This window comes from Antarctobacter jejuensis (assembly GCF_052266595.1).
GTDB classification, from domain to species: domain Bacteria; phylum Pseudomonadota; class Alphaproteobacteria; order Rhodobacterales; family Rhodobacteraceae; genus Antarctobacter; species Antarctobacter jejuensis.
The window spans coordinates 283,753-302,278 of record NZ_JBQQXJ010000006.1 but is presented as its reverse complement, the minus strand read 5'-3'; the positions used below and the strand labels follow the sequence as shown (position 1 = coordinate 302,278).

General features: G+C 61.3%; 23 protein-coding genes, 1 tRNA gene and 1 pseudogene. 6 read left to right on the top strand and 19 right to left on the bottom strand.

From position 1 onward, the window contains the following. Positions 1–252: 252 nt before the first annotated feature. Positions 253–468, bottom strand: coding sequence for an NnrS family protein (locus ACTXGA_RS11380; RefSeq protein WP_443393680.1), 216 nt, complete (start codon positions 466–468; stop codon positions 253–255). A 7-nt stretch (positions 469–475) separates the two neighbouring features. On the opposite strand from ACTXGA_RS11380, the pseudogene ACTXGA_RS11375 reads away from it, so the two are divergent. Further along, positions 476–1,065 (top strand): annotated as a pseudogene (locus ACTXGA_RS11375) (IS3 family transposase); the annotation flags it as partial. A 69-nt stretch (positions 1,066–1,134) separates the two neighbouring features. Here ACTXGA_RS11375 and ACTXGA_RS11370 read toward each other — a convergent pair. From ACTXGA_RS11370 to ACTXGA_RS11360, 3 genes are all read right to left on the bottom strand, one after another. Further along, positions 1,135–1,287, bottom strand: a complete 153-nt coding sequence (locus ACTXGA_RS11370) for a hypothetical protein (RefSeq protein ID WP_443393678.1) — start codon at positions 1,285–1,287, stop codon at positions 1,135–1,137. A 93-nt stretch (positions 1,288–1,380) separates the two neighbouring features. Beyond that, complete coding sequence (locus tag ACTXGA_RS11365; RefSeq protein ID WP_443393676.1) at positions 1,381–1,848, bottom strand: hypothetical protein; 468 nt, start codon at positions 1,846–1,848, stop codon at positions 1,381–1,383. A 571-nt stretch (positions 1,849–2,419) separates the two neighbouring features. Then, positions 2,420–2,821: a hypothetical protein gene (locus ACTXGA_RS11360; RefSeq protein WP_443393675.1), complete on the bottom strand. Its 402-nt coding sequence runs from the start codon at positions 2,819–2,821 to the stop codon at positions 2,420–2,422. Positions 2,822–2,889: 68 nt separating this feature from the next. Here ACTXGA_RS11360 and ACTXGA_RS11355 point away from each other — a divergent pair, with 68 nt between their 5' ends. Beyond that, the gene (locus ACTXGA_RS11355; RefSeq protein WP_443393673.1) at positions 2,890–3,153 is read left to right on the top strand and encodes a helix-turn-helix domain-containing protein; all 264 of its coding nucleotides are present in this window, start codon (positions 2,890–2,892) and stop codon (positions 3,151–3,153) included. A 135-nt stretch (positions 3,154–3,288) separates the two neighbouring features. Here ACTXGA_RS11355 and ACTXGA_RS11350 read toward each other — a convergent pair whose 3' ends face one another. From ACTXGA_RS11350 to ACTXGA_RS11315, 8 genes are all read right to left on the bottom strand, one after another. Continuing rightward, entirely contained in the window at positions 3,289–4,089 is an 801-nt protein-coding gene (locus tag ACTXGA_RS11350) for a tyrosine-type recombinase/integrase (RefSeq protein ID WP_443393700.1), read from the bottom strand. 320 nt (positions 4,090–4,409) lie between these two features. After that, complete coding sequence (locus ACTXGA_RS11345; RefSeq protein WP_443393672.1) at positions 4,410–5,354, bottom strand: DUF6538 domain-containing protein; 945 nt, start codon at positions 5,352–5,354, stop codon at positions 4,410–4,412. Between the two features lie 145 nt (positions 5,355–5,499). Then, positions 5,500–5,574 (bottom strand) — tRNA-Gln (locus ACTXGA_RS11340). A gap of 60 nt (positions 5,575–5,634) precedes the next feature. Continuing rightward, a complete protein-coding gene (locus tag ACTXGA_RS11335; protein ID WP_443393670.1) occupies positions 5,635–6,633 on the bottom strand; it encodes a diguanylate cyclase domain-containing protein in 999 nt (332 codons plus the stop codon). After that, a complete protein-coding gene (locus ACTXGA_RS11330; protein WP_443393668.1) occupies positions 6,630–7,232 on the bottom strand; it encodes a heme NO-binding domain-containing protein in 603 nt (200 codons plus the stop codon). The genes ACTXGA_RS11335 and ACTXGA_RS11330 overlap by 4 nt, the downstream gene beginning before the upstream one ends. Positions 7,233–7,433: 201 nt before the next feature. Beyond that, entirely contained in the window at positions 7,434–9,008 is a 1,575-nt protein-coding gene (locus ACTXGA_RS11325; protein ID WP_443393666.1) for a trimethylamine methyltransferase family protein, read from the bottom strand. Positions 9,009–9,135: 127 nt separating this feature from the next. Next, positions 9,136–9,849: an HAD family hydrolase gene (locus ACTXGA_RS11320; protein ID WP_443393665.1), complete on the bottom strand. Its 714-nt coding sequence runs from the start codon at positions 9,847–9,849 to the stop codon at positions 9,136–9,138. Next, positions 9,846–10,130: a DUF3572 domain-containing protein gene (locus tag ACTXGA_RS11315; protein ID WP_443393663.1), complete on the bottom strand. Its 285-nt coding sequence runs from the start codon at positions 10,128–10,130 to the stop codon at positions 9,846–9,848. The genes ACTXGA_RS11320 and ACTXGA_RS11315 overlap by 4 nt, the downstream gene beginning before the upstream one ends. Before the next feature lie 114 nt (positions 10,131–10,244). Between ACTXGA_RS11315 and ACTXGA_RS11310 the strand changes: the two genes are divergently transcribed. Beyond that, the gene (locus ACTXGA_RS11310; protein ID WP_443393662.1) at positions 10,245–11,708 is read left to right on the top strand and encodes a diguanylate cyclase; all 1,464 of its coding nucleotides are present in this window, start codon (positions 10,245–10,247) and stop codon (positions 11,706–11,708) included. 16 nt (positions 11,709–11,724) lie between these two features. Here the strand turns inward: ACTXGA_RS11310 and ACTXGA_RS11305 are convergent, their stop codons facing one another. The 4 genes from ACTXGA_RS11305 to ACTXGA_RS11290 form a co-directional block, all read right to left on the bottom strand. Next, entirely contained in the window at positions 11,725–12,255 is a 531-nt protein-coding gene (locus ACTXGA_RS11305) for a periplasmic heavy metal sensor (protein WP_443393660.1), read from the bottom strand. A 3-nt stretch (positions 12,256–12,258) separates the two neighbouring features. After that, positions 12,259–12,666 (bottom strand): hypothetical protein, encoded by a 408-nt coding sequence (locus ACTXGA_RS11300; RefSeq protein ID WP_443393659.1) that lies wholly within the window; start codon positions 12,664–12,666, stop codon positions 12,259–12,261. Beyond that, positions 12,659–13,246: an RNA polymerase sigma factor gene (locus ACTXGA_RS11295; RefSeq protein ID WP_443393657.1), complete on the bottom strand. Its 588-nt coding sequence runs from the start codon at positions 13,244–13,246 to the stop codon at positions 12,659–12,661. The genes ACTXGA_RS11300 and ACTXGA_RS11295 overlap by 8 nt, the downstream gene beginning before the upstream one ends. 98 nt (positions 13,247–13,344) lie before the next feature. Further along, entirely contained in the window at positions 13,345–13,905 is a 561-nt protein-coding gene (locus ACTXGA_RS11290; protein ID WP_443393656.1) for an EF-hand domain-containing protein, read from the bottom strand. Positions 13,906–14,124: 219 nt separating this feature from the next. Between ACTXGA_RS11290 and ACTXGA_RS11285 the strand changes: the two genes are divergently transcribed. Both ACTXGA_RS11285 and ACTXGA_RS11280 read left to right on the top strand, forming a co-directional pair. Then, complete coding sequence (locus ACTXGA_RS11285; RefSeq protein WP_443393654.1) at positions 14,125–14,514, top strand: DUF983 domain-containing protein; 390 nt, start codon at positions 14,125–14,127, stop codon at positions 14,512–14,514. 7 nt (positions 14,515–14,521) lie between these two features. Next, positions 14,522–15,229, top strand: a complete 708-nt coding sequence (locus ACTXGA_RS11280; protein WP_443393653.1) for an NUDIX hydrolase — start codon at positions 14,522–14,524, stop codon at positions 15,227–15,229. 3 nt (positions 15,230–15,232) lie between these two features. Here the strand turns inward: ACTXGA_RS11280 and ACTXGA_RS11275 are convergent, their stop codons facing one another. The 3 genes from ACTXGA_RS11275 to ACTXGA_RS11265 are packed head-to-tail and all read right to left on the bottom strand — an operon-like array spanning position 15,233 to position 16,439. Further along, a complete protein-coding gene (locus ACTXGA_RS11275; RefSeq protein ID WP_443393652.1) occupies positions 15,233–15,613 on the bottom strand; it encodes a DUF2155 domain-containing protein in 381 nt (126 codons plus the stop codon). Further along, positions 15,610–16,059: an outer membrane lipid asymmetry maintenance protein MlaD gene (gene mlaD, locus ACTXGA_RS11270; protein ID WP_443393651.1), complete on the bottom strand. Its 450-nt coding sequence runs from the start codon at positions 16,057–16,059 to the stop codon at positions 15,610–15,612. Before mlaD ends, ACTXGA_RS11275 begins: the two co-directional genes overlap by 4 nt. Then, positions 16,056–16,439 carry an NADH:ubiquinone oxidoreductase subunit NDUFA12 gene (locus ACTXGA_RS11265; RefSeq protein WP_443393649.1) on the bottom strand — a complete coding sequence of 128 codons (384 nt, stop codon included), beginning with the start codon at positions 16,437–16,439 and terminating at the stop codon, positions 16,056–16,058. The genes mlaD and ACTXGA_RS11265 overlap by 4 nt, the downstream gene beginning before the upstream one ends. 190 nt (positions 16,440–16,629) lie before the next feature. Here ACTXGA_RS11265 and ACTXGA_RS11260 point away from each other — a divergent pair, with 190 nt between their 5' ends. After that, positions 16,630–18,405: an FkbM family methyltransferase gene (locus tag ACTXGA_RS11260; RefSeq protein ID WP_443393648.1), complete on the top strand. Its 1,776-nt coding sequence runs from the start codon at positions 16,630–16,632 to the stop codon at positions 18,403–18,405. The last annotated feature ends 121 nt before the right edge of the window (positions 18,406–18,526 follow it).

Sequence of the window (18,526 nt, the reverse complement as noted above, 5' to 3'; positions counted from 1 at the left end):
AAGCCTCCTGTCTGTCGATTGAGAAGGTCCCAATCGTCAGGCAGGTCCGCCCATTCCCGAATGCACAGTGGCTTGATCAATGCCCAAGGCTGGCCACAAGCGCCAATGCCGCGGAGCGGCTTCGTCCTCTCCGCCCTTCTCCCCGGAGGTCTTCGCAACCGATGCGGAAACTGAGGTCCGCAGCCAATGCCAGGAAGGTCCGCATAGGCGACCAACACGTTTTGCGGACACCCCCAAAAATTATGATCGCCATCAAGTAGGCGCACTCAATGCACATAAGGTGCCGATGCAACACCTATGACGTGGGCAATCGCCCAAGATCATGACGCAAAGCATGGCCAGCACTATGAGGTTGCGCCAGTTCTTGCCGGCCAAGATCTCTCGGGCGATGACAGCGGCGAGCACGACGGCAAAGGACAGGTCGATCACGGCGGTCAATCCGGGAAGAAGTCCCGCGGACACGGCCATTGCGCCCCGCCCGACCAACCCCGACACAGCACAGCCCTGTCCTGATGACAAGGTATACCGGGCCTTCGTGGCGGCGATGCCGAACCAGCTCAGGGTGTCAGATTTCACCTATGTCTCAAGCTGGCAAGGGATGGTTTACGTCGCTTTCGTCATCGACGTCTTTGCCCGGAAGATAGCCGGCTGGCGTGTGTCGACTTCAATGACCACAGACTTGGTTCTCGACGCCCTGAACCAGGTCATATGTCAGCGGGCGCCGTCCGAGGCAGACAAGCTGATCCATCATTCGGATCGCGGATCGCATTATCTGTCGATCAGGTACACTGAGCGTCTGGCCGAGGCCGACATCGACACTTCGGTCGCCAGCGTCGGAGATTCTTATGACAACGCCCTGGCCGAAAGCATCATCGGTCTGTTCAAGACCGAAGTCATCAACTTCCTCGGCCCATCGAAGTCAGTCGGACAAGTCGAATGGGAAACGCTGAAATGGGTCAACTGGTACAACACCGAACGCCTTCACAGCCAATCGGATATGTCACGCCACAAGAAGCAGAGGAGGCATTCTTCGCAGACTTGAGCACCGCAGAAATAGCGGCATAATTATTGTACCAGAAACTCTCCGACAAAACCTGGGCGGTTCAAAGTGCTACAAGTCGAGGCTTATTGCTGTCAGTCTGTTTCGTCCTCTTTCCCGAGCCAGAAGTGCTCACTGACTATTCCATGAATTTGCAGCCAAACCTCTGGATAGCGCTCCCGTAGTGAATCATTGAACGCACGCTGAAGATCCGGATCGGCATTTAATTTGTCTTCAATGATCTGCATGACGTCCTCCAGCGAGAGCATTGTCTTCCCTTTTTTCGAATACTTGCACATCCTGTTTCAACTTTTTCTGCAGATTTTTTCACCACCCTAACGCTAATTTCCGCTCTTTAAGAAATGACTCTCCAGTTCATCAAGAATTGCTTCCTGCGCGGGACTCAAATCAGACGCCACGAGTAACCGATTCTGCCAGATATCACGCAGCAATTGCTGCTTTTCATTCTCCGTCGCCGGTTCAAGGCGCATCGGCGTATCAATGACATCGCGACCTTGCCAGTCGATTTGCAATCCGATCCTCGGAATCGCCAACCTGATGAAATCCTTAGTTTCCTTCCGTACCAACTTGTCGTCGTGAATGACGGCAAACGACGAAATGTCGTTGATTCCAGACCCGTAGTGCTGCTCGAAAAATATCCTGACACCAAGATATCTGTCACATGCCACATCGTGCAAAACCCGCAGCAAGCGCGCCTTTTCTTCGCGTGTTGAGCGTTCCTGTTCGTAAGCCGCCGCTCGTCGCCGCCGGTTTCTCTCCCGGAGACGACGCATGTCATCATTTGTCATTTCGAGCTCCTTTCGCCTGCAGACCTAAAAACCGCTGACAGAGGCTTCCCCCCTTACCAAGCCGATCCAATCCCATTTACCGACTTCCGAACGCGCACCACGCCTCTTCTCAAGGGCGGCCCGTCATGTCTCACTTCTGTTTCTATGATCAGGTGTCTGGGCTCGACAGCCGCGACTTTGCATCGCCTTGGTCGCCCGAAGCGCTTGTTTGATCGCTGGTGTCGACTCTGACGGAATTGCGATTACGTGACAGCAATTTGCGCAGATCCAGACAAGGATGTTTTTCGCGACACCGGAACCGTCATCAAACAGCACGTCCCGGCGCACAGCATGTGTTTCGGCAATCCCCGTGCACGAGAAACAGATTGCCCGACGACCGTGCTGAGAACCTGTTGTTTGGTATTCCAAGACCATACCTCCAGTATGTTTGCCACATCCATGCTCACAGGCCTCGACTTGAACCTGCCAAGGTATCCTCGGATACCTAATTCCGCCGCGAGCGGCCAATCGCTTTCGACGCTTCGAAAGCATGTTGCAGGAACGCCGAAAGCAAGGGAATTGGCTCGCAGAATCAGTCGTCCCACCCGACTTGCCTTGCCTCTTCTTGCGCCAGTGCGTGAAAGATGCGTTCCCGAATTACGTCCGGAAAAATGTCTTCCGCAGAAAGACTAACGCCGTCGTCGGATCTTTGTTGCAGCACTTTGCAAGTGATCTCACGTGTCTGGAACACATTCACGATCATTGACACGGTGCCATCCGACAGTCGGAAACCATCAAAATCGGTCAATGCTCTTCCCAGTTCTGTGAGTTCGACCTGACAAGACACCGAAGAAGGTCCGCGTGAGATCGTACCTCGCTTGGTTGCGTTTTCTGCATCGCCGGCCGGCAACCAGCCGGTCAATCTCAGCCGGAACACGTCTCTCCAGTGCGGGTCAAGGGTCCGCTTATCGATCAGCGCATGAGTTTTGTTCAACAAGGATACTCCCATTTTGGGAGTAATACTTATCAGCGGTAAGCGTCGGCGTCCACACGGAGATCGAGATGGCCGGCGCACTTCACACAGACGAATACCGATCCGTGGTGCGGGGACTCGTTGAAGCGAGGAAGTCGGCGGGCCTCTCGCAAGCGGTACTGGCCGCACGGATCGGGCGCCCCCCCTCCTACGTTGCAAAGGTGGAACTCTGTGAGCGGAGGCTCGACGTCGTCGAGTTTTGCCGAATCGCTCTGGCGCTATCTCTTGATCCGTTTGACTACCTTCGCGAGAAGCTTCGAGCGATGGAGTACCCAACTGACGATAGTAAATAATCGAGCGATCAGTTGCACTACGTAGAGCTTTCGAGCCTGCCTCAAACCCGTTTACTCTGGGATCTTCCGAGCCTTCCCTCCCCAATTGAAATACTGCGGACACGCATTGGCTGTTACTTTCAGCCGACCGGAGCATCACGCCGCACCCAACGCATGAAAATGCTCAAAGGCCACGCGTTTGATCGCAGCACGAGGCAACCTGAGGTGCCGCCCCGTAAGTCGCAGGCACATCTTTCGCGCCGCGGCCCGCAGACTCTCTGTTGTCACGACCAAGGGTCGTCTGTATTCAAATAGCGGCAAGGCGCTGAGATCGTCGATGACGACCACTGTTTCGACCTGTTGATCATCTCCAATTGTGACGTCAACCGAGGCGGTCCCAGCAGGCTGCAGCCCACAGCCTACTATGATAGGGAAGCCGTGCTTCGGGCTGTGCTTAATCTCGAGTTGATAATCCGCCGCATCCGCTGCCTTCTTCAGATCAGCGGTGTTGTGGGACGTGTAATGGATGTTCAGAACCGTACCGTGGCTATGACCCGCGATAGCCTGACGCTGACCGTCGTTGACCTCTGCTGCGCGCAGCATCGATGAAAACGTCTTTCGCAATGCGTAAAAGTCTTCGTCGAAATCGCGCACATCCAAGTGATTCAGAATCCGGCTCAGACGTTTGCCAAAGGCGCTCGACACATCACCTGTCTCGGTGTTTCGAGCGACTTCTGAGAACAGTAAAACGCCATGGCGTTCAGGCAACGACTGCCACCACTCTACGAACCCGAGGTCGAGCATGACCTGCGGCAAAGGCAGAATCCGCTTTGCATCTCGGGTCTTCCCCGGGCTTTCTGCGCCAGAATTGAGCGCGACGCAGAATGCTCCGTTGCGAAACAAAATATCCTTGCGCTTCAGCAGAAGCACTTCCTCGACCCGGGTCCCCAGGGCCATTACAAACAGCGGAACCCAATAATAGGCATCACGCGTGATGACAGTCCCGCGCTGCCAACGCCTGTGCGGCGATTTTGCCCCAGTGTACAGCGGCGACGTAAGCAGGGCGGCAAGACGTTCCCGAGACCACGGCTGGCGCACCTTGCCCTTTGTCACCCGTACATAGAGTTCGTCGTCGGGGTCGAATTGATGCACTTGGCGCTCGACCTCCTTGTAGGTCAGCGCATCGATTTTCGGCGCTCCCAGCTCGACCGCAGCCTTGAACATCCGGTTGAGCCCGTCGCGATTGCGGCGGATCGTAGTCACCGTCAAGCGAGGCGTCAGGCGCTCCGCAAGCAGCGCGCGCTTTTCGGCGAGGGATATATCCTCGCGGTCCCGGAGTTCCGAGATGACCTTGGCGTCTTCGGCGTCAGCGTAGTTGATCTGATCGTTGGCGCAAAGTGTTCGACCCTCTTTCGTGAAACGATTGCGGCCATGCCCCTTGCCATGAGTTTTGGCAGGCGGCTCATCCAAGCAAACAACTCTTTCTGTCTTTCTTTCGTCAAAGAGGTGATCGGCGCATCGCCAAAGAAAGAGATCACCAGCTTGGCCAAGGCATCGATGTTGCCCTTCATCGAAGCGGTGTGCAGTTCGAGGGCCTTTGCCCAGGCATCTGAAAGCTTCACTGGTGGACGCACGAATTCTTCCAGCGCAGCGATGCCTTGTTGATCCAAGATGTCCTTTGTGGCCTGCTCAACCGTATCGCCGTCGATGACCGCAATCTCTGCGTCGTTGATCTGCCGTTTGAGCGCGGACGCCTTTCTGCCGAGGGAAGAGACCATCTGCTCGGCAGGTTCGATCTGCATGGCCTTTGCTGCGTCGCCCAAGGGCTCTCGAACGGTTGACCAGTCGGCCTTTCGCGCAGCGGCACGCAACTGCCGCGTCTCTTCTTCAAGCACCCGGACACGCGCTTCCAAACTGTCCTCGGTCTGGTCCGATATCTGCGCTTCAAACTCGAGCAGGCGGGCCATTTCCGCTCGCAGAAATTCCTGCAGGATGGTTTTGCCCATTTCCGGACAGAAATTCGAAGTCCCTGATTCTCTGATCATTCTTGTTACTCGCTCTTCAAGAGCCGCGATAAGCGCAGAGGCGCGTCTCACGGCGACGAGGAGGAGGTCGGTTTGCAGGGAAAGACAGAGAAACAGGTTTGATCCGGGTTCTGACACAGCCCGGGGCAGACGTTTGCGAAAGTAGAAGAAGCGCCCCCTACGCATCAGGTAGGGCATGGGGATGCCGCGGCCTGAACGGGAGGAATCGAAGCGGCGGCGGGGTCTGTGTGATACAGGATGTGTTACAGCACCCGAAGGTGGTGTGGCACATCCGCAATCCGGCCCCTCAGGGCCTTTGTTTTTATTGGATAATTTCGGCATTTGGCTGGGGTGGTAGGATTCGAACCTACGGTACGCGGTACCAAAAACCGTTGCCTTACCACTTGGCTACACCCCAACCGTGGCGCGTGACATACGAGAACGATTTGCCGGGATCAAGACCTAACTTGCAGGAATTTCATCTGTTCGCGACTTGTGGAGAGTCCTCGCTCTCTTCCTCGCCCGAGAAGAAACGATATTGCGCGCGTCCGGCCCGTTTCGACACGTAAAGAGCCACGTCCGCTTGTTCCAGAAGTTCCGCCGGGTTTTCACATGGCCCCTCGGAAATGGCGATGCCGATACTCGCCGAAACCTTGCACTCGCGCCCTTCGTGGTAGATCGGTTCTTCGATTCTCTGGATCAATCGCGAGGCGATTTCTGACAGCCGCGTCGGATTGGCAAGTCCAGCAAACAGGATCACGAACTCATCGCCACCGACACGAGCTGCGGTATCGTCAGTTCGGGTCACGTCGTTCATGACCCGGGCAACATGGCGCAGGACCTGGTCACCCGCAGCATGCCCAAGCGTGTCATTGACCTGCTTGAAGTAGTCGAGGTCGAGGTGCATGAGCGCAAAACTGTCACCCGCACGGCGGAGCCGATCCAGAACGGCGTCCAGCGCGCGCCGGTTGCGCAGGCCGGTCAGCGTATCGGTAAAGGCCCGCTCCTCGGCGGCCACCATGGCCCCCTGCAGTCGCGTGTTCAGCGCGCGAGACGATTCCATCGCGGCCGACTTCGCCTCGACAAGATAGAGCATCTCGACCGCAAGATCGGTTGGCGCGAAATCCGTGCTGGTCAGCGCATAGTCCCGCACAGCGTCGACGACCCCGATCCCGAAGGACAGGTTGATCACGGCCCCGCCCTGCCCGTTCGGGACAAGGATGCCCTTCAATTGCGTGCGAACACCGTCTCGCAGGCGCAGGTGCAGCTTTCGGCCGGCTGTCTGCAACAGTTGATCCATGTTGCCAACGGCCCTGGGGCGGTACACCTCGAAGATTTCGAGAAATCGCGCCCCTTCCAGCCGCCGGGGGCCGAGTTTGTGCAGCGTCGGTCCCGCCTGCCGAATATGCCCCGTGTGTTCCAGAACCGCGTGCATTGGGCAAAGCAGATGCAGCATTTCTTCGGGCACCATGCTCATTCGCCGCCTCCTGCCCTCTTGCTCGCCGCCAGTTCGAATTCCCTGCCCTCGGCAAACGCCGTCTCGATCACGGTGATTTCCAGCATTTGTTCCCCACGCTGGCCGCTTTCCGCGTCGAGAAGAACCAGTGCCCCGTAGTCATCCGCCATCGCCCTCAGCACACCGATCATCACGTAGCCGAACCCCGGCAGGCCATCCCCGACCCGCAAGCGGAATGCGTTGGAGGTAAAGTCGCTCAATTCCAGTTCCGGCAGGACGAGATCCGCCACCGCGAGTCGCGTTCTGTCTGGCAGGTCGTCCAGCGAATGCAGGAACTCGATGAAATCGACCCCGCCGAACCGCAGCAGGCGGCGAAGGCCCTCACTGTTGGGATGCGATACGAGGTAAGTGCCCACATCCTCCCAAACGGCCTCGGCCGGTTTGCTCAGCTGCTCGACCGTGGCGTCGATCAGAGCGCTGTAAATCTGTTCGTCGTAGTTGAGCATCGCTTCGAAGACAGGAACGTCCAGACCCGCCTTTTGCGTGATCTGTGACCACACCTGTGGCCCATAGGTATCTTCGACAAAGACCTCGAACGTCCGCAGGATTAGCCCGTGCATCTACCCTTACCTCGCCATTCGGGCAGAGAATGGCAGCCGGGCTGTTAAAAATCAGGTAACAGGAACAATTGCGAAGGTTTTGTATGGTGGATTCACGGACCCTTCGGGCATCAATAATGCGTGCGATTTTCGCCTTTCTGCGCGGCAAGGATCAGACCGGCATGGATCGCCGGTCGCGCCACTCGGCGACCGGCTCCTGCATCAGAAATCGGTGGGGGCGCCCCCCTCTTCCTTGCGGCGCGCGACGAAAGCTTGCAGTTCCTCGCGAATGGCCGGATCCATCGGCGGCTCCTCAAACTCGGCGATAATCTGCTTGAACTGCAGGTGGGCGCGCTCGGCCGTCCAGACCGCGCCTGCCGCCTCCCAGCCCTCAAAGTTTTTCCAATCGGACAAGAACGGTTGGTAAAACGCCGTCTCATATCGGTCCTGCGTGTGCTGCACGCCAAAGAAATGCCCGTTTGGCCCAACCTCACGGATCGTTTCGACGGCAAGCGCGTCTTCCGACACGTCGCAGATTTCTGGCTCCATATAGCGCTGCAGTTGCTGCAGGACTTCGCAGTCCATGATGAACTTCTCAGGGCTGGCGATCAGTCCGCCCTCCAGCCAGCCAGCGGCGTGGTAGACCATGTTGGTGCCCGACTGGATGGCCGCCCAGAGGGAATGTTCGGTTTCCCACATGGCCTGTCCGTCCGGCACGTTGGCCGCACAGACACCGGAGGATCGCATGGGCAGGCCGTAGAATCGCGCCATCTGGCCGGTCATTTGGGTCGCGCGCATGTATTCCGGTGTCCCGAAGGCCGGCGCGCCGGTTTTCATGTCCACGTTCGAGGTGAATGTCCCGATCACGCAGGGCACGCCCGGATTGATGATCTGCGCCAGAACAATGGCGGCCAGTCCCTCGGCCAGCGACTGCGCAACTGCGCCCGCCATGGTCACCGGTGCCATCGCCCCGGCCAATGTGAACGGCGTCACCACCAGCGCCTGCCCGCGTCGCGCCAGCCGCATCCAGCCGTCCATCATCGGGTAGTCATGCTTGAGCGGCGAGGTCGAGTTGATGTTGGTGTACATCCGTGGCGAGGCGTCGAACTCTTCATGAGACAGCCCACCCGCGATGCGCACCATCTCCATCACGTCCTCGACCCGCTCCTTTCCAAGGCTGTAGGCGTGCATGACCTTGTCGCATAGCGTGAGCTTGTCATAGAGCACGTCCAGATGCCGAACGCTTGCATGCACGTCCACCGGCTCCACCGGGTAGCCGCCCGCAAAGTGGATACAGTTGAAAAACTGCGTCAGTTTCAGAAGGTTACGGCACTGCTCCCGCGTCCCAGAGACCTTTTTGCCAATCTCGAGATCGTAGTAGTTCGGCGGCGAAGAGACATTGCCAAAGAGAATATGCCCGTCCCCGATCGTCAGTTGCCGCGCCGGGTTGCGCGGCGTCAGGGTAAAGGACGACGGCGCTTTGGCGACCAGTTCCATGACCATGTCCCGGCCCATCCGGACGTTTTCGCCGTTCACTGTACAGCCGGCCGTGCGCAGGATCTCGACGGCTTCTTCGTTGAGGAATTCGATCCCGATGTCTTCGAGGATGCGCATACAGGCATCGTGCATGCGCGCCACGCCCTCGTCCGTCAGTGGCTCGGTGGGACGGTCGATGTTCCGTGGCAGGCGCCACGGCATCTGCTCAACAGCAGGGCCGCCGCGCCGCGCGTTGCCTGCGCGACCTCCATGGCGGCGGCGTTTCGGTGCGGATTCTGGGTGGAGCGCGGCTTCCGTCATGAGGACTCTCCCGTGTCAGGTGCTCCTCATGACACAGCGCGACACGGTCCGACGCCTTCGTATTTCCGACAGATCACGTCGCTTTCGGATCCTGCCCGAAAAGCGCAGTCCGATAGCGGCTCCGACGTCAGGTAATGGGCCCGGAGTCCAGCCAGCCGGGAAGATACCCGATATCGCGCAGCACCGCATGTGCCATTGGCGACAACACCTCTGCCGTCGCCATCCCGGTCAGGACACCGACAGTCCACATACCGGCCGCCCGACCCGCCGCCAGATCGTGCAGGCTGTCCCCCACCATGACAACGCGATCCGGCCGGTGTCCAAGCGCCTCGGCGAAAGCCAGCAAGGGGCGTGGCGAGGGTTTGGCGCCATGGCCGCTGTCAGCACCGGCGACAAAGTCGAACATCCCCTCGACCCCCGCCGCCTGCAGATGCAGCCGCGCGACGGATTCCGTATCGTTCGTCATGACGCCCAGTGACAAGCCCCGTGCCGCGAGCTCGGCAAGAAAGGGCACCAAGGGCACCGCCTCGCTCAACGGCGCGACGGCTGCCTCCTCGACGATCTGCGCCTCCAGATCCCGCGCGTCCCGTTCGGTCAGGATTTGCTGAACGATTTCCGCGACCTCTCGATTGGTGCCTGCGATCACCGGACTGCTGGGCAAAAAGCTGCCCTTTGCCAGATCGAATTCAAGCACCCTAGCAAGGGAACGCCTGCGAAATGGATCGCCGGCGGACAGGTTGTCGATCAGGCGCAGAGCAAAGGCGTTCCATGTCGCGCCGAAATCGAAGAGGGTTCCGTCCTTGTCGAAAAGGACCGCCTCGATCAGTGGCGCAGCGCTCATGTCCAATGAATCGCTTCCCCTCCGGGCAGCATGGCCCGCGCCTGTAGCGGCATCGTCGGATCCAGCCCTTGCGCCTCGCAAAACTCCATGACCCAACGGTCGTCCATCAGCAGAAAGTCCAGCACAGACCCCTGAAAAGCCGGATCTTCCAGCCCCTCGCGGAAGTCCGCTTCGGATGCGCCCGTGGCGCCCAGAAAAACCGGCAACAACTCGTCATTTGCGGCGATCCAGGCCACGGATTGCAGGCCGACCGTTTCGGCGGTTTCCCGCGACAGTGTCATTTTGATTTCTTTCTGAAAGGGTTTCTTAACCAATAGCTATCAAATCTGAGGCAACGGGAAAGTGCAAGCAACTGGGCTTGCCGTCGAACCGCAGGAAGCGGGGAGTGCCGAAAGATGACAGGACGCATTCTGATAGTGGACGCTGTGCCAACGAACCGCATCATCTTGCGGGTCAAACTGGCATCGGCCTACTACGACGTCATTCAAAGCGACAGCGGCGCCAACGCGCTGCGGACCAGCAGCAAGGTACCGCCGGACCTGGTCATCGCGGCCTCTGAACTGCCCGACATGAGCGGGCGTGAATTATGTTCGCGGCTTCACGAACAAACGCAAGGCATTCGCATTCCCGTCATCATAGTGCACGGAGATGACGCCCCCTGCGAACGGCTTGCCTCGCTTGCAGCCGGGGCGGATGACGTCTTGTCCCGTCCGATCGACGACATGGTCCTGCTGGCCCGCCTTCGGTCCCTGCTGCGCGCCCGCGATGCCGAGGCGGAACTGCAATTGCGGGACGATACGCGCCGGGCCCTTGGACTGGCGGAACACGGAACCGAATTCGTGGCGCCCGGGCTGGTCCGTCTGATCGCCCCCCCTAAATTGAGCGAAACGCAGGCCCTGCTGGCCGGGTTGAAGGCCCGGATCAGCGACCGAGTCGACGTTGTCGATCCGGACGACGCCCTGCGCGAACAGGCGCGCGCCCCGGATGTGGTGATCGTTGCAGAACCTCCGGGCAGCACCGGCGAAGGACTGACCCTGCTGCCGCAACTGCGCGCCAGCCGCCATACCCGGCACTCCGCCCTGATCTACATTGCGCAGCCGCACCAGAGACGGGAGGCCGCCAGCGCGCTCGACATGGGGGCAAATGATCTTCTGGCTGCAGGCCTCGACCTTGACGAACTTGCGACCCGTCTCAGGAAACAGATCGACCGCAAGCGCATGAACGACCGGCTCCGCGCCAACATGCGTGACGGTCTGCGCGCGGCCGTCTGCGATCCGCTGACCGGCCTCTATAACCGGCGCTACGCGATCCCGCACATCTCACGCGTGGCAGATCGGGCGCACCAACAGAAGCGCCCCTATGCCCTGCTGCTCGCCGATCTGGATTTCTTCAAACAGGTCAATGACGAACATGGCCATGCGTCGGGCGACGCCGTTCTGGTGACCCTTGCGCAGCGTCTCAAGGACAACCTGCGAGCGGCTGACCTGATCTCGCGCTGGGGTGGTGAGGAGTTCCTGATCGCGATGCCTGATGCAGACCGCAACGCGGCCAAGCGCACCGCAGAGCGGCTGTGCCGGATCATGGCGCGGCAGCCCGTCAGCCTGCCCGGAGGCGGCAGGCTGACGGTCACGCTGTCGATCGGTGTGGCCATCGGCAAACCTGATGGCGAACAAACGCCACTGGGCCTGATTGAACAGGCGGATCAGGCGCTTTACGCGGCCAAGAACAAGGGCCGCAACACGGTGGTCATGGCGGACAAAGTACGCCCCATGCCGCCACGCGACGGGACGCCCCTGCCCCAACGCGACTATTCCCGTGACAAAGACGCCGCCGAACGGCGCAGCGCCGGGCTGACCTGAGGCAGCAGTGCCCGCGTCAGTCGCGACCGGGCGTTCGGCGATCCCCGTCGTTGCGGCGGTCTTTCCAGCGCAGGCCCCGCTCACGCATCGCTTCGACTTCCGCTTCCAGCCGGTCGGCATAGGCCCTGCGCTCTTCCGGCGACATTGCGGCAAGGTAGCCGCTCAGGACTTTCTGCCCACGCTGACGCACATCGACGCCGCGGGCGGCCTGCGCTTTCAGCACTTCCGCAATACGTTCGGCGTCAAAGGGATCTGCCCGCAACAGCTCAAGGGCGGTTTCATAGTCGGATAGATAGCCGTCCCGAACGCCCTGGCCCTCGCTCCTGAAGGATCGGCGCAGCGCCTGCCGCAGCTCGCGTTGCTGATCCTGATCGAATGCGCGGGTATAGGGCAAAACGGGGTCTGTGCGGTCGCCACGCGGTTTCGGCGGCCCGTTCAGGACAAAGCCGATCACCAGCCCGACAACCAGCAGGTTGAACGCCAGCGAAACAAACAATAGAACGCGTAGCCAACGCCCCGGCCGCCGCGAAACACCCGTCTCTTTCATCGTTCACCCTTCCATCAGAGCAAGCTCGAACCCGCCCAGCGGATCGACGCCAAGCGTACCGAGCCCGGCCGTGCTGCCGTTCCAATAATCGCTCAAGCCCTCGGGCGGGCTGATGCCAATCCACAGACCCGCGGCGCAGGCCGTGGCGAGCCCGGCCATACCGGCCCAGCCACCCAGCGCATCCCGCAACTGCCGGATCAGCCCGGTGGACACCGTGGGCTCCGGCGCGATCTCCCGCTCGGGGCGCGCCACGGGCTGCTGTTCCAGCGCCATGGCCTCCATCCGGGCCAGAAAGTCGCCCGATGGCTGCGGCTTCTCTGCGCGGGCCGCGGCAAAGTACGTCTCCAGCCCGAAATCGTTTTCGGGGCCTCCGAGGGCCGGATCGATCCGGCTGTCCTTGCGCTCAATCATCGTCTTCGTACCCCAATTCTGCGCGTCGCCCCTGCAACGCTGCCTCCAACGCCCTTTTGCCCCGCGCGACCAGACTCTCCACCGCGCGTGACCCGATGTCCATGATTTCGCCGATCTCGGGGTTTGACAGCCCCTCGATGTGCCGCAGGATCACCGCCTGCCGCTGACGGTCGGGCAAACCGTCGAGGGCCAGTTGCAGCGCTTCGGCCCGTGCCGCCTGTTGCAGACCAGCCGCCGCAGAGGGCGCCTCGTCCATTGGCTCGGGCACCGAATCCAGATCGGGACCGCTGCGACGACGGCGGATCCGGTCGATGCACAGATTGGCGGTCACGCGGTACAGCCAGGTTGTGACCTTGGCCTCGCCGCTGCGCCAACCCGGGGCTGCGCGCCAGAGCCGCAACAGGGCATCCTGCGTGACGTCCTCGGCCTCGGCCCGGTCACCGCCCAGCATCCGCATGGCATGGGCAAAGACGCGCGGCGCAAGGCGTTGCGTCAACACCTTCGCTGCCTGCGCATCACCCGCGGCATAGGCGGCGAGAAGGTCTTCGTCCTCGGTTGCGCTCATGGCTTCAAACGGCATGTCCTGTCCATGTCTACGCGCTACTCCGCCTGCCCGCCTCTTGCAATGTCCCGGGCGGTGAGTTTCGCCGCCCGGGGCTTATTCGTGTCAGTCAGGGATCAGTCGTCCTGCATGCCGCGACCGAAGAAGGGGAACCCCCGGCCTTCGCCGCGCTCATGGTGATGGCCTTGGCCAAACCGCTTGCCGCCCATGCCGCCACGGTTCAGTTGCGCCTGCTGGATCTCTTCCAGGGTCAGGGCGCCGTCACCGTCCATGTCGAGGCGGTCCAGCATGTTTTCCGGGCCGCGACGGCCCTGACCTGCAGCCAGTTCCTCGGCGCTCAGCAGGCCGTCATCGTTCTGATCGAGCTTCTCGACCATCGTTTCAAAACGCTCGACACGGCGCGCGTCACGGGCTGCGGTCATTTCCTCAGGCGACAGCTTGCCGTCACCATCCGCATCCATCGCGTCGAAACGGGCCTTCTTGAAGGCGTCGATCTCTTCCTGCGTGATCTTGCCGTCGCTGTCTGCGTCGATCTGCTGGAACATCTCTTCCATGACCGGGCCGCGCGGACCACGATCACCGCGGTCGCCAAAGTTCTTGCCATGTGCCGAAGCCACGCCTGCGGTGCCCATCACGACGACCAGAGCGCCGGTGATCCAGAGTGCAGATTTTTTCATTTTTTTAGTCCTTCCAGAGGTTGTCTCGGTCTTCCGAGCCGCCGTCTCCTTGGGCGTCTCTGCAGGCTTTCACGGCCCGACGCGCGGGTTCCGTCGCAAAAAAATGCGGCAATCGATCACGCTCCCGTGATCTGTGACATCCGGACGCAAGGACGTTTTGTGCAGTTCCAGAGGTGCCACTTGATAGGGATGTTAGCGCCGGGAGAAGAGAGGGTTCAGATGGCACATCTGCAGGAATCTACAGGAAAGGACGAGCTTTGGCCGACGCTCTGGCGTGGCTGGCGAAGGCGCTGTCCAAATTGCGGCAACGGTCCGATGCTGTCGGGCTACCTGACCGTGCGCGATCATTGCCCGGTCTGCCGGGAAGAATTGTACCATCACCGCGCCGACGACGGGCCGGCCTATCTGACGATCCTGATCGTCGGGCATGTGATGGCACCGCTGCTGCTTTACGTGTTCACCACGTGGCGCCCGGACCCACTGGTTCTGTTCACGATATTTGGCGTTGGCTGCGTTGCGCTCTCGCTCTATCTTTTGCCTCGATTGAAAGGGGCGATCGTGGCCTTCCAGTGGATCCGCGGCATGCATGGATTTGCATCCCCGCGATGAGGGGCCAATGAGCGAGCAGACAATGGACAAGACCGCAATCCGTGACGCATCGACCATCATCGTGATGCGGGACCGCGCAACGCGCCCCCGTGTCCTGATGGGCCAGCGCGGCGCCAAGGCGGCCTTCATGCCGAACAAGTTCGTCTTTCCCGGCGGCGCCGTAGACCGTCAGGATGCAGAGGTGCCGTTGGCCCAGCCCTTGGCCCCCCTGTGCGCCGCGCGCCTGGCCGAGGAGGCCGGGGCCGATCTGGCGAACGCGCTGGCGGTGGCCGCCATCCGCGAGCTCTGGGAAGAGACCGGGCAAATCCTTGGCGTCCCGGCCCCCTGGCCGGGGGCGATTCCGCCGGACTGGCTGGAATTTGCGGGCACCGGACACCGACCTTCCGCCGAGGCGCTTCAATTCGTTTTTCGCGCCATCACACCTCCGGGACGGCCCCGCCGCTTTGACGCGCGGTTTTTCCTGCTGGACGCGGATGAACTCGCCTCTGACCCGGATGATTTCCGTGGGGCGGCGGATGAGCTGTCCCACCTGCAGTGGATCGCCATCGACGAGGTGCGCGATTACGACATGCCGTTCATTACCGAGGTCGTACTGGCAGAGGTTGCAGCGCGGGCCACGGACAACACGCCCCCCGATTCCGTGCCTTTTTTCCGCAATGACGACGAACAGAGCCTTTTCCTGCGTCTGCGCGGTGTACCGATGCGGCAGGACTAGGCCTCAGTCGCCCGAGCCCACCGTACAGCGCAGCACCCAGACATCGTAACGCGCGTGATCCAGCGGGTTCAGCGCCGGAGACGAGGCGATCATCCAGCCAGAGAACACCGGCTGCGCCACACCGGCCTCACGAATGGTGAGAAAGGCGTAGGCATCGCCAGAGGGATCGTTCTGCGGGTAACGGCATTCCTTCAGCGCGATCTCGATCAGCCCGATGGCCTGCCTTTCGCCGTTGCGCAGCGTCAGATCGCCGACCTTGGCGTTGAGCTTGTCCAGACTGCGCAGGATCGCCCCTGTCCCGGTCGACACGGTCTCCTGCGCTGCCACAGGCAGCACAGGACCGACGGCCAGCACGGCAGCAAGGCATAGCGCCGCCGCCCTCATTCTTCGCCGCCTCCGCCGATATAGCGCATCAGCAGGTTCAGCAGGCTGACAGATCCCTGCGTATCGAGGATTTCCTCCCCCGCGCCATAATAGTCAAAGGACGCACCGGGGGAAATTTCGACATAGTTGCCACCCAACAGCCCTTCGGACGCAATGGCGATCACGCTGTCGTCCGGCACCAGAACCCCGTCGTTCATCACGACGGTGGTATCGGCGCGGTAGGTATCGGGATTGAGGGTGATGCCCGTCACGGTGCCAACCTTGACCCCGCCAAGACGCACATCGGTCCCGACGCTGATCCCCTCGACGGATCGGAAGGACGCGCTCAACTCATACCCGGTCGACCCCAGCGCAAAGCCGGTGCTCTGGACCGTATACAGACCAAAGGCCAAGGCGGCGGCCAGAACGGCACCGCCTACGGCCACTTCGGCAGCGGAGTGGGTCATTCCGGCGACCAGGCCTCATAATCGCTGCGCGGCGCGGGAGTTTCGCGCCGGATCGAACCCGCGGGCGCATAGGCCAGCGCGGTCCCCGTCAGGTTTTCCTGATGTGGCTTTTCCCACGCCTTGTGCGGCAAAGGCCTATCCGAAGGCGCTTCGTCAAAGGTGTGGTGCAGCCAGCCATGCCAGTCGGGGCTGACCCGGCTCGCCTCGGCCTCGCCATTGAAGATCACCCAGCGCCTCTTGCCGTCGCGGGTCTGGTAGAATGCATTGCCCTGCTCATCCTCACCGACCTTCACTCCCTTACGGCGCGTGTAGATCAGCGTGTTGAGCGTCGCGCCGTTCCACCAGGTGACGGCTCGCAGAAGCGTATTGAGTATGCCCATGGACGACTCCTCGTGTCTCTTGCGACCCTGTATGGCGAATTCCCCGGTCAGGGTCCAGAGGCCGCCATGACGCATCGGCGCGTTTACCCCACCCGCCATTAGCTCTGGCCGGATCGACCTGCTGAACGTATTGTTAACAACAATCAAGAACACGAAAACCAATACGGGCACCCGAAGAGGCCGAGCAGTCATGGAAGAGATGGAGCCGAATGTCACGTTTCGCGGGGTCAAGGTTCCCTCGTCGCCCTATCTGACGGACATGCGCCGCAAGCGCATCGCCGAAGGACGTTACGAAGCCGAAGAGATCGCCGGCGCCCTGGCCACCGTGCGCCCGGGCGATCGTGTGCTGGAGATGGGCGCAGGTTTGGGGATTGTCGGCGCCGTTGTTGCCGCCAATGCCAAGCCGCAGGCGCTCCTGTCGTTTGAGGCAAATCCCGATCTCATGCCGCACATCCGCGCGCTGCATGACATGAACGGCCTGCAGGATCGGATCGAATTGCGCAATCAGGTCCTGATGAGCGCCAAGGACCGCCCGGCGACGCGCAGCTTTCATATCCGCAGTTCCTTTCTGGGGTCTTCGCTGATCGATCCGGAAAACCGCCCGACCCGCTGTGTCGAGGTTCCGACGGCCTCTCTGGACGAGGTGCTTAAGGAATTCCGCCCCGATGTGCTGATCATGGACATCGAAGGCGGCGAACTGGAATTTCTTGCCGATGCGGACCTGCGCGGAATTCGCGCGGTGGTGATCGAGTTCCACCCCAAGGTTTACGGCCAAGAGGGGGTCAGGGCCTGCAAGGACAAATTGAGGGGCATGGGGTTCCGCAAAGCGGAAGAGCTGTCTACCCGCTTCGTCTGGACCTGCACGCGGAACGTGATCCGGCTTGAACCGCCCAGCCCGGCGGGGGGATGGTCGACGCAGATCGCGCGGTTGAAATCCCCCATCGTGGTGCCGCCGGATCATCGCAGCCATGTGCAACCGTCCGGGGTGCTGACCGCGACCGGACAGTTTGTGCCCCATTCGGCGACATGGCGGAATGCCCGCCTGCTGACGCCCCCGCCCGAGCGGCCAGCCACTGCGGAGCGGTTGCCGGGCCGATGGCTGTGGGGCGGGGTTCTGTGGCGGTACTTCCCACACTTCGTGACCGAAAGCGTGACCCGGCTCTGGGCGCTGGAGCATCTGGACGGCAGCCAATTGGACGGCATCCTCTTTTCGCCGAAAAATCCGACCGTGGAGGATCCGCTGCCGGCGTTTCAGCGCGACTTTCTGGATCTGATGGGATGTTCCCTGCCGATCCGGGAGGCGCGGGCGCCTTGCGTGCCGGATGAGTTGATCGTGCCGGGACAGGGCTTTGGGTTGGGCCAGATCAGCCGCGGGACGGATCGTTTCATCGAGGCCGTGGCCCTGCGCTTTGGCCGGGACGTGGCGCCCGAGGGGCCGGAGAAACTGTATATCAGCCGCTCGCGGCTGGGGGCGAACCGGGGCGCGCTGTTGGGTGAGGCGCGGCTGGAGGCCTATCTGGCCGAGCAGGGGTATGAGATCTTTCACCCGCAGGCGCATCCGCTGGCCGTTCAGGTGGCCCGCTACAAGGCGGCGCGGCGGATCGTGGCGGCGGAGGGATCGGCGCTGCATCTGCTGGGCTTCGTGGCCGGGCCGGAGCAGCAGGTGGCGATGATCCTGCGGCGGCGGTCGGGGGCGACGCAGCATATCTCGGCCCATCTGGAGAGCTTTTCCGGGCGGGCGCCGCTGTGGGTCGAGACCCTGCGGCGGACATGGATGCCGGCCGGGCAGATCCGAAAGAGGCTGGCCGTGGGCGAGCCGGATTTCGCGGCCCTGCAGGCAGCGCTGGTGGCGCAGGGATTCGTGGCGTCGGGGCCGGTCTGGGAGCAGCCGGGAGAGGATGAAATCCGGGCCGAACTGGGCGAGGGTTTCACCCTGCTGGATGAGGGCGCGCGTCTGGCCGGATGAGGGGTGTCCACGCGTGGACAGCTTAGGGGGAATGCCAGATCAAGGTGTTACGAGGTCGATTTAACCCTTTGTCAGGATTTGCGGGTCACGTCGAAGGTCATCGAGACCCGTTTTGCGCCCG

Excerpts from the sequence above, each read along its gene's own strand:
- ACTXGA_RS11380 (WP_443393680.1), bottom strand. The coding sequence starts at position 468 with ATGGCCGTGTCCGCGGGACTTCTTCCCGGATTGACCGCCGTGATCGAC.
- ACTXGA_RS11370 (WP_443393678.1), bottom strand. The coding sequence starts at position 1,287 with ATGCAGATCATTGAAGACAAATTAAATGCCGATCCGGATCTTCAGCGT.
- ACTXGA_RS11365 (WP_443393676.1), bottom strand. The coding sequence starts at position 1,848 with ATGACAAATGATGACATGCGTCGTCTCCGGGAGAGAAACCGGCGGCGA.
- ACTXGA_RS11355 (WP_443393673.1), top strand. The coding sequence starts at position 2,890 with ATGGCCGGCGCACTTCACACAGACGAATACCGATCCGTGGTGCGGGGA.
- ACTXGA_RS11350 (WP_443393700.1), bottom strand. The coding sequence starts at position 4,089 with ATGGCCCTGGGGACCCGGGTCGAGGAAGTGCTTCTGCTGAAGCGCAAG.
- ACTXGA_RS11345 (WP_443393672.1), bottom strand. The coding sequence starts at position 5,354 with ATGCCCTACCTGATGCGTAGGGGGCGCTTCTTCTACTTTCGCAAACGT.
- ACTXGA_RS11335 (WP_443393670.1), bottom strand. The coding sequence starts at position 6,633 with ATGAGCATGGTGCCCGAAGAAATGCTGCATCTGCTTTGCCCAATGCAC.
- ACTXGA_RS11330 (WP_443393668.1), bottom strand. The coding sequence starts at position 7,232 with ATGCACGGGCTAATCCTGCGGACGTTCGAGGTCTTTGTCGAAGATACC.
- ACTXGA_RS11325 (WP_443393666.1), bottom strand. The coding sequence starts at position 9,008 with ATGACGGAAGCCGCGCTCCACCCAGAATCCGCACCGAAACGCCGCCGC.
- ACTXGA_RS11320 (WP_443393665.1), bottom strand. The coding sequence starts at position 9,849 with ATGAGCGCTGCGCCACTGATCGAGGCGGTCCTTTTCGACAAGGACGGA.
- ACTXGA_RS11315 (WP_443393663.1), bottom strand. The coding sequence starts at position 10,130 with ATGACACTGTCGCGGGAAACCGCCGAAACGGTCGGCCTGCAATCCGTG.
- ACTXGA_RS11310 (WP_443393662.1), top strand. The coding sequence starts at position 10,245 with ATGACAGGACGCATTCTGATAGTGGACGCTGTGCCAACGAACCGCATC.
- ACTXGA_RS11305 (WP_443393660.1), bottom strand. The coding sequence starts at position 12,255 with ATGAAAGAGACGGGTGTTTCGCGGCGGCCGGGGCGTTGGCTACGCGTT.
- ACTXGA_RS11300 (WP_443393659.1), bottom strand. The coding sequence starts at position 12,666 with ATGATTGAGCGCAAGGACAGCCGGATCGATCCGGCCCTCGGAGGCCCC.
- ACTXGA_RS11295 (WP_443393657.1), bottom strand. The coding sequence starts at position 13,246 with ATGCCGTTTGAAGCCATGAGCGCAACCGAGGACGAAGACCTTCTCGCC.
- ACTXGA_RS11290 (WP_443393656.1), bottom strand. The coding sequence starts at position 13,905 with ATGAAAAAATCTGCACTCTGGATCACCGGCGCTCTGGTCGTCGTGATG.
- ACTXGA_RS11285 (WP_443393654.1), top strand. The coding sequence starts at position 14,125 with ATGGCACATCTGCAGGAATCTACAGGAAAGGACGAGCTTTGGCCGACG.
- ACTXGA_RS11280 (WP_443393653.1), top strand. The coding sequence starts at position 14,522 with ATGAGCGAGCAGACAATGGACAAGACCGCAATCCGTGACGCATCGACC.
- ACTXGA_RS11275 (WP_443393652.1), bottom strand. The coding sequence starts at position 15,613 with ATGAGGGCGGCGGCGCTATGCCTTGCTGCCGTGCTGGCCGTCGGTCCT.
- mlaD (WP_443393651.1), bottom strand. The coding sequence starts at position 16,059 with ATGACCCACTCCGCTGCCGAAGTGGCCGTAGGCGGTGCCGTTCTGGCC.
- ACTXGA_RS11265 (WP_443393649.1), bottom strand. The coding sequence starts at position 16,439 with ATGGGCATACTCAATACGCTTCTGCGAGCCGTCACCTGGTGGAACGGC.
- ACTXGA_RS11260 (WP_443393648.1), top strand. The coding sequence starts at position 16,630 with ATGGAAGAGATGGAGCCGAATGTCACGTTTCGCGGGGTCAAGGTTCCC.